The organism is Streptomyces massasporeus, from assembly GCF_014648995.1.
Taxonomy (GTDB): Bacteria; Actinomycetota; Actinomycetes; order Streptomycetales; family Streptomycetaceae; genus Streptomyces; species Streptomyces massasporeus.
The window spans coordinates 1-13,059 of record NZ_BMSE01000031.1 but is presented as its reverse complement, the minus strand read 5'-3'; the positions used below and the strand labels follow the sequence as shown (position 1 = coordinate 13,059).

Sequence of the window (13,059 nt, the reverse complement as noted above, 5' to 3'; positions counted from 1 at the left end):
GATGGTCACCTGGCCGCGCGGCGTCACGCGCCCGGGTGCTCTCCGGGCTCCACGAGCAGCCGGGCGTAGTTCGCCATGGACCGCTGGTAGCGCGGCAGATGCGGGGCCAGGGCGCCCAGGGCCAGCGCCAGGGCCTCCCGGTCGCGGCCGAGGCTCGACAGACACAGGGCGAGACAGGCGCGTACGGGGTCGTCCAGCTCGTCGGACGGCGCGAGAAGCTCGGGCGTCAGCAGCGCGACGCCCTCCTCGGCCCGGCCGATGTTCCGCAGGGAGCTGGCCAGCTGGATCTTCGTCCGGCGGGCCTTGTAGGGGCTGGCGTCGGCGAGGCCGTTCTCCAGCGCCTCCCGGTACAGGGGGACCGCCTTGTCGGAGCGGCCCGTGGAGTCCCAGGCGCAGGCTTGCTCGAACGCGCCGTGCGGGCTGCCCTCGGGCAGCTCGGCGACCAGGGCGTCGACGTCGGCGCGGAAGCGGGCCTCGTCCTCCTCCGTCTCGGCGTAGTCGTCGAAACGGTCCCACAGGGCGGCCACACGATCTTCCCAGTCCTGATCCACCGGACCACCCTCGCACAGGAGTGCACACCGGGGCAGCGGGATTTTGAGCACGGGGGGCTCCGCAGCCGTATCGAAGGCGAGAGCCTCTTGCCGGGGCTCCGTGCGGCATGCGTCCGGATCGTGCCGTGACAAGGACCGTGCCGACAAGGACCGGAGGAACAGATGAGGGTGACCCGACCGATGCTCGCGCTGAGCGGCGCGGTGGCGATACTGGCGCTGACCGGCTGCGGCGGATCCGGCGGCAAGGACGAGGCGGCCGTTCCGAAGGAGGTGAGCGGCAGCCTGGAGCACATCGCGGCGGAGGCCGACTGCAAGCCGAACATGCAGACCGACGCGGACACCATCCGCCAGGCCCTCTGCAAGAAGGGCAAGGAGAAGTACGTCCTCGCCACCTTCGCCACCGACCGCGGCCAGCGCGAGTGGCTGAACAGCGCCAAGGACTACGGCGGCTACTACCTCGTCGGCCGCAAGTGGGTCGCCGTCGGCCAGCAGAAGACGGTCACGTCGCTGCAGGGCACCCTCGGCGGGACCATGGAGGAGGGCTCCGAGCACATGAACCCCGGCGGCAGCCACAACAAGAACGGTCACGACGGCGGCGCCGGCCACCACGGCTGAACGCGCGGGCCGGAACGGCGGAAGGCCGGCGGTGGGAATTCCCACCGCCGGCCTTCCGCCGTTACCGGATCAGGACTACTGGCAGTCCTGGCCGTTGTTGATGCACTGGACCATCTCGTTCATCACGTTGTCGTCGAAGAAGTTGATGAAGTCGTTGTGGTCGGTGATCGGCTTGTGCAGCTGCTCCGGGAAGGAGTCCACCGCGAAGGCGTTCTGCACCTGGCCGTTGTTGATCTGCGGCGCCTGGACGTCGTAGACCAGTCGGACCTGGAGCTGGGGGATGGCCTTGAAGCCGTTCGAGCAGCTGCCGTCCGCCTCCACGAAGTCCACGTGGGTGCGGTGGTTGGCGCTGTCGATGTTCTGGCCGTCCCAGCAGCTCTGGAAGTTGGACAGCCGGACCACGCTGCTGCCGTCGGGGCAGATCGGGTACTTGTCCGTCACCTGACGGTCTTCGAAGCCCGTGCAGGTCCAGGACGTGTTGGCGTTGTTCAGGCCGTTGGTGAGGGACTTGGCGTCACCGGTGATGATGCGCAGGGCCTTCGGCATCGCGACGACGTCGCTGGTGCGGTTGCCGACGAACTTCAGCTGGGCCTCGGCCGGCTCGACGATCTTGCCGACGTTGCCGTCCTGGCCACCGCCGGGCTGGCCCGCGTCGATGTCGTCCGAGCCGTCCTGGATCCGGATGACGGGCCAGAAGTACGTGGACTTGTCGCCCTGGTTCTGGCAGGTCGTCTCGCCGTTGGCCAGGTCGTCGTCGCTCGCGAAGGCGTTGTTGTTCTGGTTGCCGACGTAGTCGTGCTGGTGCTGCGCACCGTTGGAGACGCCGGGCGCCACGATCACGTTGTCCGAGTTGCGGTTCTCGTTCTCGTTGGTGCCGCACTGCGTGGTGAACGTGCCCGTGGAACCGCCGTCGCCGTTCGCGGCGAGGCCGTTCGGCAGGTTCCGGGAGTTGGGCTGGACGTTCTCGATGTTGATGAAGTCGTCCGCCACCGGGCCGTTGCCGCCCTGCCCGCCGTTGCCGCCCTGCCCGTTGTCCTGGCCGCCGTTGTCCTGGCCCTGGTCCTGACCGCCGTCGTTCTGACCGCCGTCGTTGTTCTGACCGTCGTTGTTCTGACCATCGTTGTTCTGGCCGTCGTTGTTCTGACCACCGCCGGCCTGGCCGTCGTTGGTGTTGGCGTCGGCGGCCATGCCCTGGCACGAGGCCAGCTGCTCGAGGTTGCCCGGGGCCTTACCGCCGACCCGGCGGATGTTGATGCCGATCCGGTCGATGACCGCGGTCCGCTTCGACTTCAGCGGGCCGAGGATGGCGTTGTCGACGAAGCCCGCGTCACCGGCCTGGGCCTGACGGGTGGAGGCGAGCCGGGTGTAGGCCTCGCTGATCTGCTTGTCGAGGTTGGCCAGCTCCTTGTCCACCCCCTGGCGAGCACCGTCCGGCACATCGGTCAGCTTCTGTCCGACGTCCGGGCACTGGATCGTGGCGATCTGTGCGCCCGCGGACTTCGTCTGGTTCGCCGAGTTCTCCTCGTGCGCCGAGGCGTAGAAGTTTGCCCAGATCAGCCCGCCCCCACCGAGCGCTAGGGCCGCCGATGCGGCAATGGCCTTGGTGGCCAGCGGCGTACGGCGTTTTCTTGTGTTGCGTCCCATGGAACTCCTCTGACTTCCTTTTTCGGGGGCATCGAGGCGCCCGACAGGAGTGAAGCGGCTCCCTTCCATACGGAGGTGGTCCCACAGGTGTTCAGATGTCTCGGAAATTGATGCGAGATTCGTGAGGGCCGTGTGTCCTCAACAGCCCCTTTGACATCGGGAGTTGCTGATCCTCCACGGTGGGTGAATGGGCTCGTCCGGTTTCACCGGCCGTGGTCGAGATAGGCGAGAACCGCCAGCACGCGGCGGTTGTCGTCGTCCGAGACCTCCAGCCCCAGTTTGGCGAAGATGTTGGCGGTGTGCTTGGCGATCGCCCGTTCCGTCACGACCAGCTTCCCCGCGATCGCCGCGTTGGAGCGGCCCTGCGCCATCAGCTCCAGCACCTCCCGCTCCCGGGGCGTCAGCCGCGCCAGCGGCCGGTCGTCGCCCGAACGGCGGGCCAGCAGCTGCTGGATGACCTGCGGGTCCATCGCCGTGCCACCGGCGGCCACCCGCCGTACGGCGTCCACGAACTGCTCGGCGTCGAACACCCGGTCCTTCAGCAGGTAACCGACCCCGCCGGTGCCGTCGGCGAGCAGCTCGCGCGCGTACAGCTGCTCCACGTGCTGGGAGAGCACCAGCACCGGCAGCCCGGGCCGCTTCCTGCGGGCGTCGAGCGCGCACTGCAGACCTTCGTCGGTGTGCGTGGGAGGCAGGCGGACGTCGACCACGGCGACGTCCGGGTCCAGTTCGGCCAGCGCGGCGGCCAGTTCCGGCCCGGTCTCGACGGCCGCCGCGATCTCGAAGTCGTGCGCCTGGAGCAGCCGGACGAGTCCGTCGCGCAGCAGGAAGAGGTCTTCGGCCAGGACTACGCGCAAGGGATCTCCATGGTGACCATGGTGGGGCCGCCCGCGGGGCTGCTGACGGCCAGGACGCCGTCGAATGTACCCAGTCGCCGCTCGACCCCGGCCAGCCCCGAACCGGCCCCGATCACCGCACCGCCCTTGCCGTTGTCCGTGACGGTCGCCCGGAGCATGCCGTCCGCCCGGTGCACATCGACCCAGATCCGGTCGGCGCCCGAGTGCTTCACGGCGTTGGTGAGCACCTCGCTGACGGCGAAGTACGCCGCCGACTCCACGGGCGCCTCGGCCCGCCCGGGCAGATCCACGCTCACCTCGGTGGCCACCGGCAGCCGCAGCGCCAGCGCCCGTACGGCGTCTCCCAGACCGCGCTCGGCGAGGACCGGCGGGTGGATGCCCCGCACCAGCTCGCGCAGCTCGGTCAGCGCCTCCACCGAGGACCTCCGGGCCTGCGCGATCAGCTCCTTGGCCCGCGCCGGGTCCTTGTCGAGGAGCGCCTCGATGGTGCCGAGGTCCATGCCGACGGCGACCAGCCGGGCCTGGGCCCCGTCGTGCAGGTCCCGCTCGATGCGCCGCAGTTCGGCGGCGGAGGTGTCGACGGCGTCGCGCCGCGTCTCGGTCAGCACCCGCACCCGCTCGGCCAGTTCCCCCTGGTCGCCGGCGAGCACGGCCCGGGTGAGCCGGAAGTGGACGCCGAGCAGGCGCGGGGTGAGGAAGTGCGCGAGGAACAGCAGCACCAGCCCCAGGGCCGCCGCACCGAAGGCGGACGCCTGGCCGGTGACCGGCACGAAGCCGTACCAGTACCCGTCGGGGAAGACCCGCCACAGCCCGATCGCCAGCGCGAACCCCTCCAGCGGGTAGAGCAGCAGCACCGCAGGCAGCAGCGCGGTGACGAACCCCGCGGTCATGTCGACCGGCAGCCACCGCAGGTCCCGCCAGGTCGCCGGGTCGCGCAGCATCCCGAAGGTGCGCGCCCACGGGTTGGCGTCCTCGGGCAGCGGCCGGTACGCCGGAGGGATCCGCACCCCGCCCCACTCCGCCGCGAGCACCCGCCGTGAATTCGCGAACGCCCGCACCCCCGTCAGCGCGTACGGCGTGGTGACGATCCCGACCCCGATCGGGATGAGCGCGATCGAGACCAGGGACAGGCAGAAGCACAGCACCGCCCCCGGCAGGGAGACGAGGGCCAGCGCGAGCCCCCGCACCGCTGCGAGCCCGATGCCCCGCCCTGTCGTCCGCCCGCTGCCGTTCTTCGTGTCCATGGTCATGGCGTCAGTCTCGCCGAGCGCGCCTGCCCGGTCACGGGGCCGGGACACCCGGCCGGGGGGTGGTGCTACGTACACCTCGGGTGGGTCGTTCAGGCACCGGCGCCGGACGCGAGCACCTTCGCCTCCACCTCCGGATCGAGGCCCGAGCGCGGCCGGTCCGGGCGCTGGGGCACCACGCCCCCGAGGTCCTGGAGCCACCGCCAGGTGTCCGCCACGGTCTCCTCGACGGGCCGGCACACCAGCCCGGCCCCGACCGCCCGGGAGACGTCCGCGCTGTGCAGGGCGTCGTGCAGGTCGCTGCCCGGCGGTACCCACACCGGCAGTTCGGTCCACGGCTCGATGCCCGCCTCAAGGATCACCCCGGGCTCGGTCCAGCGGAGCTCGGCGGCGTCGCCGGTGACCCGGGTGCAGGCGTCGAGCAACGCGCCCATGGTGGCGTGGCCCTGCGGACTGACCAGGTTGTACGGCCCGCTCAGCTCCCGCTCGGCCGCGAGCACGATCCACTCGGCCAGGTCGCGGACGTCCACGTACTGCAGGGGCAGGTCACGCGGGCCCGGCGCCAGCACCGGGCCGCCGCGTGCCGTGCGGCCCAGCCACCAGGGCAGCCGGCCGATGTTCTCGTACGGGCCGAGGATCAGCCCGGACCGTACGAGCACCGACCGGTCGGCGCCGAAGGCGTCCAGCACGGCCAGTTCGCCGCCCCGCTTGTCCTGCGGGTACGCGGTCTGCTCGGCGTCGGCCGACGCCCCCTCCACCAGGGGCGCGCCCTCGTCGTACCCGGCGGGCGGGGCCCACGCGTACACCGAGCAGCTCGACACGTACACGTACCGGCCGGCGCGGCCCCGCAGCAGCCGCGCCGTGTCCCGCACCGCATGGGGCGCCGCCGACCAGGTGTCGACGACGACGTCCCACTCGCCCGGGTCGTCGGCGAGGGCGGCGAGGCCGCCGGGAGCGGTGCGGTCGCCGAGCAACGACCGCACACCCGGCGGCGCGTCGTGCCGCCCCCGGTGGAAGACGGTCACCTCCCAGCCCCGTTCCAGCGCCGCCTCCACGACGGCCCGCCCCACGAACTCCGTACCGCCCAGCATCAGAAGCCTCATGCCGGTGACTCTGCCCGGTCGGGGAAGAGGAGGGAACGGGGATCTGCTGTCAGCAGACGGGTCAGGGCGGGGCGGTGTCAGTGTGCTGTCGCCGGCACGTACTTGTAGCCCACGCGGCGCACGGTGCGGATCGTGTCGCGGTGCTCCGCGCCGAGCTTGCGGCGCAGGCGGGCGATGTGGACGTCGACCGTGCGGCCGTCGCCCACGTGCCCGTAACCCCACACCGTGCCGACCAGCTGGTCACGGGTGTGCACCCGGTTCGGGTGCGCCACCAGGTGCGCCAGCAACTCGAACTCCAGGTAGGTGAGGTCGAGCGGCTGCCCGGCCACCCGGGCGGTGCGCTGCACGGTGTCGACGCGGATCAGCGGCTCGCCTCCCGGCTCGGCATCGAGGTCCGGGCCGGCGGACTGAGGCAGGTCGGGCACCGCCACCGGGAACGGCGGCTGCTGATCGGCCGGGACGAGCACCAGGTAGCCGACCATCGGCGGCTGCCCCGGCAGCGTGGGCAGGGTGTGCTGCGGAGCCGGCAGCCAGGTGGCGCCCGGCGGCAGCAGGTCAGCGACCGTCACCACCTCGTCCCGGTCGACGGCACGCAACCGGTGCCGTGGGCCGTGGGGCGCGGGGGCGGTGAGGGGGGCGGCGGTGGACAGGGAACGAGTGGTCGCCATGAGAGGTCAGCTCTTTTCGCGCGAGGAGTTCGTCAGGAGGTCGACGGCCGCGATTCGTGGTCGGGCTCGCCGAGGGACGTACGCGGTTCGCGCTGGCCGAAGGCCGGGGTGTACGGCTTTAGAGGGCCTGCGCGTTCATCGCGCGGCAACACACCCGGTCGAAGTCGTGGTCCTGGCGGGACGGCCAGAAGGGCTCGAGGTCATGACGACCCGTCGCGGTGTGCTTCTGGTAGCTGGCCATGTGCCCATTGAAGCAGAGCCGGTCCTCCGCCGGGAGTCTCCTCTCACTGCTTGGACATGCGCCGGGAGCGCCGCGCGGCCGCTCGCCCCTCATCCCACCAGGCGCTTGCGCCACTCCAGCGGTGTCACGTCGATGGCCTGGCCCGGGTCGCCGTCCCACTCCGTGGACAGCCCGGCCGACGTCAGCGCCGCCACGACCTCGTGTCCGACGGCCGTGGTGGTCTGCTCGGAGCCGTCGAACCCGCCGTAGTACAGCGACAGGCCGTGCCCCTCCGCCGCCGCGCGCGTGCCCTGCCGGTGGAAGAAGACGAAACCGCGCACCGCCGACTCGTCGTCCACCTCCGCGCCGATCTCCGTCATGCCGCAGCCCCGGCAGCAGGTGAAGTTCTCCCGGGCGACGATGCCGGCGTCCTCCAGGGCCGCGAAGGCCCGCTCCAGCCGGTCCGGATCGGTCGGCCCGGTCCACGCCTCCTGCTCGTCGACCTCTTCCAGCCACAGCCTCTCGACCAACGCGCGGGCCTGCGCCGGGGACAGAGGGGACGAGCCCTCGCCGTCCTCCATCAGATACACCGTCTCGCCGATCACCGCGTCGATGCCCAGGTAGCCGTCCTGGAGCAGCTCGCGGACATGCCCCTCGGCCCGGGCGGCGACCTCGGGCGCGAGCGCGGGCGGCTCCTCGGGCAGCCCGAACTCCTCGCGCTCCCAGGTGACTCCGGCGTCCCAGCCGTCCTCCTGGCGTGCCCAGCGCACCATCACCTCGGCGACGAGGCCCGGGTCGGTCACGCGGGTCACCCACAGGTGGGGAACGGACCCGGTGCGGTGCTGGAGGTCGTACGCGCCGTCCTCGTCACGCGCGGTCTGGATGAAGACCCTCGGCCGGTCCGGTATCCGCTGGACCACGAGGAAGTGGTCGTCGGCACCGCCGATCCGCTCCACCAACGCGCGCAGCTCACCCGCCGAAACCCGCGCGTGCGTCCGCCCGCTCTCCGTCAGCACCTTGACCGCGAGGCCCCCGTCGATCTCCATGCCCCCACGATGGCACGCCCCACTGACAACGCGAGGGGGCGCCCACCGCGAACGGTGAGCGCCCCCTCGGGAGCCGGGCGGTGCGCCGGTCAGACCTGGCCGGCCTTCTCCAGCGCCGAGCAGCAGGTGTCGACGAGCAGGCGGGTCACCACATACGGGTCGACGTTGGCGTTCGGGCGGCGGTCCTCGATGTAGCCCTTGCCGTCCTTCTCGACCTGCCAGGGGATGCGGACCGAGGCGCCGCGGTTGGAGACGCCGTAGGAGTACTCGTTCCACGGGGCGGTCTCGTGCAGACCGGTCAGGCGGTCGTCGATGCCGGCGCCGTAGTTCTTGACGTGGTCGAGCGGCTTGGAGCCCTCACCGAGCGACTCGCAGGCGGTGATGATCGCGTCGTAGCCCTCGCGCATCGCCTTGGTGGAGAAGTTGGTGTGCGCACCGGCGCCGTTCCAGTCGCCCTTGACCGGCTTGGGGTCGAGGGTGGCGGCGACGTCGAAGTCCTCGGCGGTGCGGTAGAGCAGCCAGCGGGCCACCCACAGGTGGTCGGAGACCTCCAGCGGGGAGACCGGACCGACCTGGAACTCCCACTGGCCGGGCATGACCTCGGCGTTGATGCCGGAGATGGCGAGGCCGGCCTTCAGGCAGTTGTCGAGGTGGGCCTCGACGACGTCACGGCCGAAGATCTCGTCCGCGCCGACACCGCAGTAGTAGCCGCCCTGGGGAGCCGGGAAGCCGCCCTTGGGGAAACCGAGCGGGTAGCCGTCCTGGAAGAACGTGTACTCCTGCTCGATGCCGAAGATCGGCTCCTGCGCCGCGAACTTCTCCTCCACCTCGGCCAGCGCCGCGCGGGTGTTGCTGGCGTGCGGGGTGAGGTCGATGTTCAGGACCTCGCACAGCACCAGGATGTCGTCGCCACCGCGGATCGGGTCCGGGCAGGTGAAGACCGGCTTGAGGACGCAGTCCGAGGAGTGCCCCTCGGCCTGGTTGGTGGAAGACCCGTCGAAGCCCCAGATCGGCAGCGCGTCCAGACCGGCGGGCGCACCCGAGATGATCTTGGTCTTGGAGCGCAGTTTGGCCGTCGGCTCGGTGCCGTCGATCCAGATGTACTCAGCCTTGAAGGTCACGGGGCCACATCCTTCGGGGGTGTGTCTGGGCGCGTGTCGCGGGTGCTGCGGCGCTGCGGCACTGAGGCGCCGCGTCAACTGCCCGGCAGCCTGTCAACAGGCGATTTCCCGGCCATTGCTCGAATGTGAACCCCGTGTTACCTGGTGACGCTGTGCCGCACTTCACGCCGGAGAGCTTTTTCGTCGAGCGGCGCCGGTCACCGGCTCCCCTCCGTCAAAGCCGGTGACCGGCGCCGCACGGCCCGGACGTGCCGGTCCTGCCGCCCCTGGCCGGGGGCGGCAGGACCGGTGACACGTACGAGGGGGCGGCCGAGGGGGTGGCCGCCGCCTCATCCGTTCATTCGGTCGTAACGCCTCACCCCACCTTCTCGATCAGGGCCCGGCGGATCAGGAACTTGCCGGGCTCACGGACCTGTTCGAAGGCCGCGTTGTTGAGCAGCGCACAGCTGCCGGAGACCGAAGTGACCTCCACCGTCGTGGACTTGTTGTTGTCCAGGTTGGTGACCTTCAGCTTCGTGCCGGCCGGGAACTGGTTGCTGGACGCGGCAGGCGCACCGCCCTCACCGGAGAGCGTGACCGTGGAGCCGTTGCACACCTGCTGCCCGGAGGCAGCGGCACCGCCGCCGTTTCCCGCGGGGGCGGACGCGGCGGGCTGTGACGGCTCGGCCGACGCCGCGGGTGGCTGCGCCGACTGGGCGGGCTGCGAGGGCTGCGCGGTCTGGGAGTCCTGAGCCGACTCCCCGACGGCGCACCCCGACGCCTCCTGCTTCCGCTCGATCTCCGCGACGACCGCCTCGCGGTTGGCGATCCGCGCCTCGGACTGCGCGTCCGGGTTGGCCCGCTGGTCCGCGATGAACTTCTGGTTGTTGCCGAGGGCGGTGGCGAGACCCAGGCAGACCGTCGACTCCGACGCCGACTTGGGGGCCGGCGGCGACGCGTTCGACGTGCTCGCCATGACGAAGGCCCCGCCTCCCGCCACCGTCGCCGCGCTCAGCAGCAGCGCGATCTTCTTCTTCGTGCCGAGAGTTCTCCTGCGCGACATGCGCGCCTCCTGAAGAGGTAGGGGAGCGTACGCCGCTATGTACGAGATACCGAACGAGGTTACTCAGCGGTTACAGGAGTCACTCAAGTGACCTGCGCCACACGCCGTTGTGGGCTGGTCAACACGCCGGTGGGCCGGCGTCATGGTCAGCGTGACAGGGCGTCCCGCACGGCCTCGTCAGTGCGGCCGACCACCGCTGTGCCGTCGTCGGCGGTGATGATCGGGCGCTGGATCAGCTTGGGGTGCCCGGCGAGCGCCGTGATCCAGCGGTCGCGCGAACCGGCGTCCCGCGGCCACTCCTTGAGCCCGAGCTCCTTCGCGTCGGCCTCCTGGGTGCGGGTGATGTCCCAGGGCTCGAGACCGAGGCGCTCGAGCACGCCCCGGATCTCGTCCTCGCTCGGCACGTCCTCCAGGTAGCGGCGGACGGTGTAGTCGGCGCCCTCGGCGTCGAGCAGCGTCAGGGCGCTGCGGCACTTCGAACACGCGGGGTTGATCCAGATCTCCATGTGCACACGGTACGCGCCGAGCCTCTTGTTCGATTTCCTGTCGCCCCACGGGCACCTCGCCGACCTGCCGTGACATGCCGCCAAATCCCTTGTTCACCTGGGCATTTGCCGGGCTTTACGGACTCCCGGTTGTCAGTGCCGGGCGGTAAACTGTAAGCAGTGTTCGAGGGTGGCGCCGGGGATGCCGACGTCTTCGGTGAGCCGCCCGACCGCGACAGGAGGATGCCTGTGCCCGCTGCCGCCCTGAAGTCGAAGCCGTTGCCCACCCAGTCCACCGCGAAGCGTCCCGTCCTGCTCGACCTGCCCTATGTGCCCGTTCAGAAGCGGCCGCTGCCGCCGGGCCGGCCGCGCCAGTGGTACGTGACGCACAACCGCCGCCTCAAGGCGATGCGCCTCGCCATCGCCCTGCTCGACTCGGGGGTCTACATGCCGAACCAGGCCCGCAACGAGACGATTCGCGACACGGCCGAAATGATCGGCGTGCACCCGCCGTCGGACACGACGTGCCACATGGTGCGGGCGTTCATGCGGTACGCGCGCTGACCCTGCTCCGCGCCGAGTGCCGGGCGCCCCGAACCGCGGGGTGCCCGGCACTCGCTCATGCCGCCCGGCCGGGCGCCGTGAGCACCGGCGGGTTGAGGCGGGCGAAGCCCTCCTGACGCTCGTAGGGGAAGTAGGGGTACGGCGCCGGGCGGTGGCTCGCCGCGTCGAGCTTCGCCACCTGCTCGGGAGTGAGGCTCCAGCCGACGGCGCCGAGATTCTGGCGCAGCTGCCGCTCGTCCCGGGCGCCGATGAGGACGGAGGACACGGTCGGCCGCTGGAGCAGCCAGTTCAGGGCGATCTGCGGCACCGCCTTGCCCGTCTCCTCCGCGATCTCGTCCAGTGCGTCGACGACGTCGTAGAGGTGCTCGTCGGAGACGGGCGGGCCGAATTCGGCGGTGCGGTGCAGCCGGCTGCCGGGCGGGAGCGGTGTGCCGCGGCGGACCTTGCCGGTCAGGCGCCCCCAGCCGAGCGGGCTCCAGACGATCGCGCCGAGGCCCTGGTCGAGGGCGAGCGGCATCAGCTCCCACTCGTAGTCGCGGCCGATCAGCGAGTAGTACACCTGGTGGGCCACATAGCGCGGACGGCCGTGCCGCTCGGCGGCCGCGAGGGACTTCATCACCTGCCAGCCGGAGAAGTTGGAGACGCCGGTGTAGCGGACCTTGCCCGCCTGGACCAGCGAGTCGAGCGCGGCCAGCACCTCCTCGACCGGTGTCCCGGCGTCGAAGGCGTGGAGCTGGAAGAGATCGAGGTGATCCGTGCCGAGCCGGCGCAGGGCGTCCTCGCAGGCGCGGATCAGCCGGGAGCGGGAGGAGCCCGCGTCGCCCGGTCCGTCACCCATCGGCAGGCTCGTCTTGGTGGAGAGGATCACCTGGTCGCGGCGGCCCTTGACCGCCTGGCCGAGCACATCCTCGGAGGCGCCGGCGGAGTAGACGTCGGCGGTGTCGAACATCGTGATGCCGGCGTCCAGGCAGATGTCCACCAGGCGGCGTGCCTCCTGCGCGTCGGTGGTGCCCCAGGCGCCGAAGAGCGGACCCCGCCCGCCGAAGGTGCCGGCTCCGAAGCTCAGCGCCGGGACCATGAGTCCGGACGCGCCCAATCGCCTGTATTCCATTGCGGACCCCTCTCGGCAGCGACCCTTCATTAACGGGTCTCTGGTTCCGTTAGTAGTCACTAAAGTAGCAGGGTGAGGTCGCTAATGGAACAGGAGTGCCGTTATGGCTGACGGGGGTGAACCGGGGACCGTACGGCCCGGGGGACGCACGGCGCGCGTGCGGGAGGCGGTGCTGCGCGCGGCCGAGGACGCCCTGACCGAGCAGGGCTTCAGCGGCCTGGACCTGGCCGACATCGCCCGCCGCGCCGACGTGGGCAAGACGACCGTCTACCGCCGCTGGGGGACGGTGGCCGCACTGGTGGCCGACCTCCTCCAGGACATGGCCGAGCAGTCCGCGCCGCGCACCGAGACGGGCTCGCTGCTCGGCGACCTGACGGCCAACGCCCTCCTCGTCCAGCGCACGCTCACGGACCCTCGGCAGGGACCGCTGTTCAAGGCCCTGATCGCCGCCGCGACCGGCGACGCGAGAACGGCCGCCGCCCTGCACCGCTTCTACGACATCCGCGTACGGGAATGGGCCCCCTGCGTCCGGCAGGCCGTCGAACGGGGCGAGGTGCCCCAGGGCACCGACGCCCACGAGGTGGTGCGCGCGGTCTCCGCCCCGCTCTACTACCACCTGCTGATCAGCGGGGACCGGCTCGACGAGACCACGGCCGCCCGCGCCGCCGAGGCCGCGGTGACGGCGGCGCGGGCGGGGGTGTACGTCACGGACCGGGGGACGAAGGCCTAGGTCGTGTCCGCAAAGTCAGGGCAGCCAGAGCAGTAGGCAGGCGAGGGTGACCATG

General features: G+C 71.2%; 15 protein-coding genes. 3 read left to right on the top strand and 12 right to left on the bottom strand.

The features are described from left to right. Positions 1 to 23: 23 nt before the first annotated feature. Positions 24 to 551: a tetratricopeptide repeat protein gene (locus IE153_RS38845; protein ID WP_189594391.1), complete on the bottom strand. Its 528-nt coding sequence runs from the start codon at positions 549 to 551 to the stop codon at positions 24 to 26. A 162-nt stretch (positions 552 to 713) separates the two neighbouring features. Between IE153_RS38845 and IE153_RS38840 the strand changes: the two genes are divergently transcribed. Beyond that, the gene (locus IE153_RS38840) at positions 714 to 1,166 is read left to right on the top strand and encodes a hypothetical protein (RefSeq protein ID WP_189594390.1); all 453 of its coding nucleotides are present in this window, start codon (positions 714 to 716) and stop codon (positions 1,164 to 1,166) included. 75 nt (positions 1,167 to 1,241) lie between these two features. On the opposite strand, the gene IE153_RS38835 is transcribed toward IE153_RS38840, so the two are convergent. The 10 genes from IE153_RS38835 to IE153_RS38795 all read right to left on the bottom strand — a co-directional run bounded on the left by IE153_RS38835 (position 1,242) and on the right by IE153_RS38795 (position 10,620). Beyond that, entirely contained in the window at positions 1,242 to 2,810 is a 1,569-nt protein-coding gene (locus tag IE153_RS38835) for a DUF1996 domain-containing protein (RefSeq protein WP_189594389.1), read from the bottom strand. Between the two features lie 203 nt (positions 2,811 to 3,013). Further along, positions 3,014 to 3,667, bottom strand: a complete 654-nt coding sequence (locus IE153_RS38830; RefSeq protein WP_189594388.1) for a LuxR C-terminal-related transcriptional regulator — start codon at positions 3,665 to 3,667, stop codon at positions 3,014 to 3,016. Continuing rightward, positions 3,658 to 4,917 carry a sensor histidine kinase gene (locus tag IE153_RS38825; RefSeq protein ID WP_189594387.1) on the bottom strand — a complete coding sequence of 420 codons (1,260 nt, stop codon included), beginning with the start codon at positions 4,915 to 4,917 and terminating at the stop codon, positions 3,658 to 3,660. Before IE153_RS38825 ends, IE153_RS38830 begins: the two co-directional genes overlap by 10 nt. An 89-nt stretch (positions 4,918 to 5,006) precedes the next feature. Further along, positions 5,007 to 6,017, bottom strand: coding sequence for an NAD-dependent epimerase/dehydratase family protein (locus IE153_RS38820; RefSeq protein WP_189594386.1), 1,011 nt, complete (start codon positions 6,015 to 6,017; stop codon positions 5,007 to 5,009). Between the two features lie 77 nt (positions 6,018 to 6,094). Beyond that, complete coding sequence (locus tag IE153_RS38815; protein WP_189594385.1) at positions 6,095 to 6,685, bottom strand: winged helix-turn-helix domain-containing protein; 591 nt, start codon at positions 6,683 to 6,685, stop codon at positions 6,095 to 6,097. 118 nt (positions 6,686 to 6,803) lie between these two features. Beyond that, on the bottom strand, positions 6,804 to 6,926 hold the full coding sequence (locus IE153_RS42515; RefSeq protein ID WP_097216223.1) for a hypothetical protein: 123 nt from the start codon (positions 6,924 to 6,926) through the stop codon (positions 6,804 to 6,806). An 89-nt stretch (positions 6,927 to 7,015) separates the two neighbouring features. After that, entirely contained in the window at positions 7,016 to 7,951 is a 936-nt protein-coding gene (locus tag IE153_RS38810; protein WP_189594384.1) for a DUF6891 domain-containing protein, read from the bottom strand. A gap of 89 nt (positions 7,952 to 8,040) precedes the next feature. Beyond that, a complete protein-coding gene (glnII, locus tag IE153_RS38805; RefSeq protein ID WP_097216221.1) occupies positions 8,041 to 9,072 on the bottom strand; it encodes a glutamine synthetase in 1,032 nt (343 codons plus the stop codon). A 355-nt stretch (positions 9,073 to 9,427) separates the two neighbouring features. Then, on the bottom strand, positions 9,428 to 10,114 hold the full coding sequence (locus IE153_RS38800) for an SCO2207 family protein (protein ID WP_189594383.1): 687 nt from the start codon (positions 10,112 to 10,114) through the stop codon (positions 9,428 to 9,430). A 146-nt stretch (positions 10,115 to 10,260) separates the two neighbouring features. Then, positions 10,261 to 10,620 (bottom strand): arsenate reductase family protein, encoded by a 360-nt coding sequence (locus tag IE153_RS38795; RefSeq protein ID WP_189594382.1) that lies wholly within the window; start codon positions 10,618 to 10,620, stop codon positions 10,261 to 10,263. Between the two features lie 228 nt (positions 10,621 to 10,848). Between IE153_RS38795 and IE153_RS38790 the strand changes: the two genes are divergently transcribed. Beyond that, a complete protein-coding gene (locus tag IE153_RS38790; RefSeq protein WP_184912193.1) occupies positions 10,849 to 11,163 on the top strand; it encodes a hypothetical protein in 315 nt (104 codons plus the stop codon). 55 nt (positions 11,164 to 11,218) lie between these two features. Here the strand turns inward: IE153_RS38790 and IE153_RS38785 are convergent, their stop codons facing one another. Further along, on the bottom strand, positions 11,219 to 12,274 hold the full coding sequence (locus IE153_RS38785) for an aldo/keto reductase (protein ID WP_189594381.1): 1,056 nt from the start codon (positions 12,272 to 12,274) through the stop codon (positions 11,219 to 11,221). 103 nt (positions 12,275 to 12,377) lie between these two features. Here IE153_RS38785 and IE153_RS38780 point away from each other — a divergent pair, with 103 nt between their 5' ends. Then, positions 12,378 to 13,004, top strand: a complete 627-nt coding sequence (locus IE153_RS38780) for a TetR/AcrR family transcriptional regulator (protein ID WP_189594380.1) — start codon at positions 12,378 to 12,380, stop codon at positions 13,002 to 13,004. Positions 13,005 to 13,059: the final 55 nt, after the last annotated feature.

Bases quoted from the DNA above. Each gene is read 5' to 3' on its own strand.
- IE153_RS38840 (WP_189594390.1), top strand. From the start codon at position 714: ATGAGGGTGACCCGACCGATGCTCGCGCTGAGCGGCGCGGTGGCGATA.
- IE153_RS38815 (WP_189594385.1), bottom strand. From the start codon at position 6,685: ATGGCGACCACTCGTTCCCTGTCCACCGCCGCCCCCCTCACCGCCCCC.
- IE153_RS38800 (WP_189594383.1), bottom strand. From the start codon at position 10,114: ATGTCGCGCAGGAGAACTCTCGGCACGAAGAAGAAGATCGCGCTGCTG.
- IE153_RS38795 (WP_189594382.1), bottom strand. From the start codon at position 10,620: ATGGAGATCTGGATCAACCCCGCGTGTTCGAAGTGCCGCAGCGCCCTG.
- IE153_RS38835 (WP_189594389.1), bottom strand. From the start codon at position 2,810: ATGGGACGCAACACAAGAAAACGCCGTACGCCGCTGGCCACCAAGGCC.
- IE153_RS38825 (WP_189594387.1), bottom strand. From the start codon at position 4,917: ATGACCATGGACACGAAGAACGGCAGCGGGCGGACGACAGGGCGGGGC.
- IE153_RS38780 (WP_189594380.1), top strand. From the start codon at position 12,378: ATGGCTGACGGGGGTGAACCGGGGACCGTACGGCCCGGGGGACGCACG.
- IE153_RS38810 (WP_189594384.1), bottom strand. From the start codon at position 7,951: ATGGAGATCGACGGGGGCCTCGCGGTCAAGGTGCTGACGGAGAGCGGG.
- IE153_RS42515 (WP_097216223.1), bottom strand. From the start codon at position 6,926: ATGGCCAGCTACCAGAAGCACACCGCGACGGGTCGTCATGACCTCGAG.
- IE153_RS38820 (WP_189594386.1), bottom strand. From the start codon at position 6,017: ATGAGGCTTCTGATGCTGGGCGGTACGGAGTTCGTGGGGCGGGCCGTC.
- IE153_RS38785 (WP_189594381.1), bottom strand. From the start codon at position 12,274: ATGGAATACAGGCGATTGGGCGCGTCCGGACTCATGGTCCCGGCGCTG.